Source organism: Alcanivorax sp. HI0044, from assembly GCF_001634945.1.
The window spans coordinates 1-3332 of the sequence record NZ_LWEZ01001404.1 but is presented as its reverse complement, the minus strand read 5'-3'; the positions used below and the strand labels follow the sequence as shown (position 1 = coordinate 3332).

Annotated in this window: 1 protein-coding gene and 1 pseudogene; both read right to left on the bottom strand. The window is 60.6% G+C overall.

Going from position 1 to position 3332, the window contains the following annotated elements:
- Positions 1–462 (bottom strand): annotated as a pseudogene (locus A3730_RS20690) (hypothetical protein); the annotation flags it as partial.
- Between the two features lie 75 nt (positions 463–537).
- On the bottom strand, positions 538–3024 hold the full coding sequence (locus tag A3730_RS20685; RefSeq protein WP_063538821.1) for a membrane dipeptidase: 2487 nt from the start codon (positions 3022–3024) through the stop codon (positions 538–540).
- Between the last annotated feature and the right edge of the window lie 308 nt (positions 3025–3332).

Genomic DNA, 3332 nt, shown 5'->3' with positions numbered 1-3332 from the left:
GCCGCGAATGTTCAGGGCTTCCAGGCCGGTCACGTTGACACTGTCCTTGAACGACAGAATGGTTTCGTCTTTGCCGCAACCTTTGATCAACACATCTTCGGTGGCCTGGATCAAGATACCCTGGTCCAGTTCGAAGTAGCCGCACTCGAATTGCAGGGTGTCTTTTGGACGTAGCTGGACCATGGCATTGACCATGTCTTCGGTGGCGTCTTCACCGGGGCTGATGAGGAACGTTCGGCCAACGGTATCGGGGGGCGTTTCTCCGCCATCATCCGGATCGGTGCCTGTGCCACCATCGTCGCCGCCGTCATCATCCCCCCCGCCATCATCGCCGCCGTTGTCAGGATTGTTGGGTGTGGCGGGGTTGTTGGCTGCCGGTGTATTGCTGCCGTCGCCTCCGCACGCGGTGAGTACCAGAGTGGCTGCCAGTGCGATGGCAGGCCAGAATCGGTTGATGTTCATGGTCAGTTCCCCGTTGTCATTTTTTGTTTCTGCTTCCCGAAAAGCGCGCTGTTTCATGTGCCGGATTGATGGCCGCTATTGAGCGGCCTGCTCCAGTCGTTCCCACATGCGTATGTAGGCTTCTGCCGAGGTGAACAGCTGGTTCACCGCGTCGTCGATTTCTTCTTGCGGGCGATCGCTGTTGAGCATCATGTCGGCTATCTGGTCCGCATAGAGTCCGTAGTGCGCCACGCCCCGGCCTTCGTAAAGGCTGAAGGCGTGGTCACCGGTGGTTTGTTTGTCGAATTGCACGCGGCCATCCACCGAGGTGAAGGGATAAAGCTCGGCTTCCTGATCGGGTGTGCCGGGGTTGCCGGCCAGATTGGCAATGCCGTTGACGTCAGACGCAAACGGGGCGCCACCGAAGGGGCCAACCTTGAAGGCCGGGTCGCGGGGGCGGTTGCCGTCGCGGGTCAGCTGGTCTACCCAGTTGCCGCGCACGCTACCGAAGGACGCCGTCACGCCCCCCTGGCTGGCGATCTGGTCGCGCAGGGCTTCGGTGCCGGTCCAGTTGCCATGGCTGTTGATAATCGGGTAATCGCGTTCGCCGGTGAGGTCGAGGATTTGGGTGGCGGCCTTGCGGCTGATGTGATCAATCTCGATCATCATGCCGCGGCGAGTCAGTTCTTCGATCAGGAAAAAACCCAGGTCGGTGAGGCCGCGGGTGTTGCACAGATGGTCGGTGCCGCGGCGCGGATCGTAGGCGGCGAACTCTTCCGGGGTGGCCGGGAAGCGGTCGCCGACGTAGTCGATCTGAAATAGCAGCTGGTCAAAAATGCCCAGGGGTTGAAGCGGGTTGTCCAGCGCAATCGCGTCCCCTTCATGGTCATGGTCCGGGCAGTCTTCAAATTCCACCAAATGCCCGGTTTCCAACAGGTTGCCACCATACAGGACGGCACCGATACCCACGCCTTCTGACAGATCGGGCAAGTGGCCGCCGAAGGCGTTATCGAATTTGTGCACCGGGAACAGGCTGCGCACATCCATGGCGTAGAGACGATCCAGTCGTTCTACGATTTCTTCGCGGGTACATTCCGGGGCATTGAGAAACTCGCCACAGTTGAGTGCCTTGGACGCTTCTACGCCGAGAATGACCGCCATTTTTCCGTCGCCGATCACCTGCCGGGCCTGGGCGGGATCGGTGACGATGCGGAACCAGCCCTTGCCGGGCCCACCATTCTGGGCGTCGATGTAATCCTGCATGCGATGCATCTGGGTGGCCTGCATTTCGATGGCGGCCATGGTGTCGCAGTCATTCTGTTTCTGTGGATTGAGCTGGCAGAGAATCTCGTTATGCACCAGGTGGTTGACGAGAATTTTCATGCCCGCCAGGTGTGCCCGTTCAATCCATTTGTAGTAGCTCTGATGGTGTTGCAGGGAGTTGCTGCGGGGCCAGAAGGGGTAGTCCGGCCAGCCCCGGGTTTCATGGGGGCCGGGGTTGCTGGTGACTTGTTCGATTAGCCCGGTGAGCCCCTGGGGGCCATGGTTGACGGCACAGTCGTGCAGGGCATGGTCGACCCCGAACTTGTGGAAGGGGTCGCCGTAGTTCACCCGCCCGCCGATAAATTCGTAGGCAGAAATATGGCTGTGGGCATCCACGAAACCGAAGATGTCATCGTCGTCCAGGCCGTTCACATTCTGGAAACGGGGAACCTGGGTCAGGTAATTGGCCGGGCCGTCATCCGCGACGGCGGCGTTGAGTTCGGCTTCCGGGTAAGTGCTACATCCGTCGCTGGGTGCCAGGGTGAAACGGTTATTGTCCGCTTCCAGTTGCGGGGAGGTGAGAGTCAGGCCGTCGTCGCCGGCAGTGAGCAGCAGGCCGGTCACGTTGGAGGCCAGGGTGAAGGTGTCGCCGTCGCTGCGGTTCAGGTTCCAGACCGCCAGATCGTTGGCGTCATCGACCATGGCCAGGCTGGGCTGGATATTGGTGTCACCCAGCCCGGTACCGATACCCCCCAGGCTTTCGCCCAGTTCACGCAGCAGGCCACCGAGGGGGGCAACCGGGTCCAGCACCAGATTGAGGGTATCGCCCAGTCCGGATACCAGATAGCTCAGCTCTCCGACAAAGTTGCCGCTCTGGTCAAGAAACTCTCCGGCTGGATCGCTGATGCCGAGCAACTGTTTGCTGCCGGCACTGCCGGGATCACGTTGATAATCGGAAAGCAGCAGGTAGCGGCCCAGGTCGGTGGGCTTCATGTAGAAGGGGGTAGCGTTGCTGGCATTGTTGCTCAGCCCATAGTTGCCGTCATTGCTGACCAGAAACTGTTGTTGGCTTTGCAGGGTGTAGCAGCCATTGGCGAACTGGTAGCGGTTGAGGGGCTCGGGCTGCGGCTCTGGCTCTGGTGTCGGGTCCGGGGTTTCCGGCTCCCTGGGCGTTTCCGGGGTGGTGGGGGCGTCACCGGCAACGGCCGGGGCGTTGCTGCTGCCTCCGCCGCCACAGGCGCCAAGCAGGCTGGCGCTGAGCAGTAATGCCAGTGGAAGCCGGTAAGAGACAAAGGCGGGAGCCTGGCTGAGTGAAAACATTGCTAACCCCTTTATGGTGCCCATGACAGGCGCCGTTGTTGTTGTTTGTGCTGCTGCTGGAGCAGGTACCTTTATTAGTTGGTACGAGTGTGCACATTAAGGAGGGGGCGATGCTGTAGCGTTATTGTCAGTATTGGTGACAGTTTCTTTTCATGGGGATACAAAACGGAAAAGCCTGAGGCGTCAGGCTTTTCCGGAGGTGAGGTGCTTAGAGGCGGTGCCCGGGGGGCTGGGGCTGTCAGGCGGCCTGACTAGTGGGGCCGTCCAGGGGGCGGGTCAGGTAGCCGAGTACCAGGGTGGCCACGTCC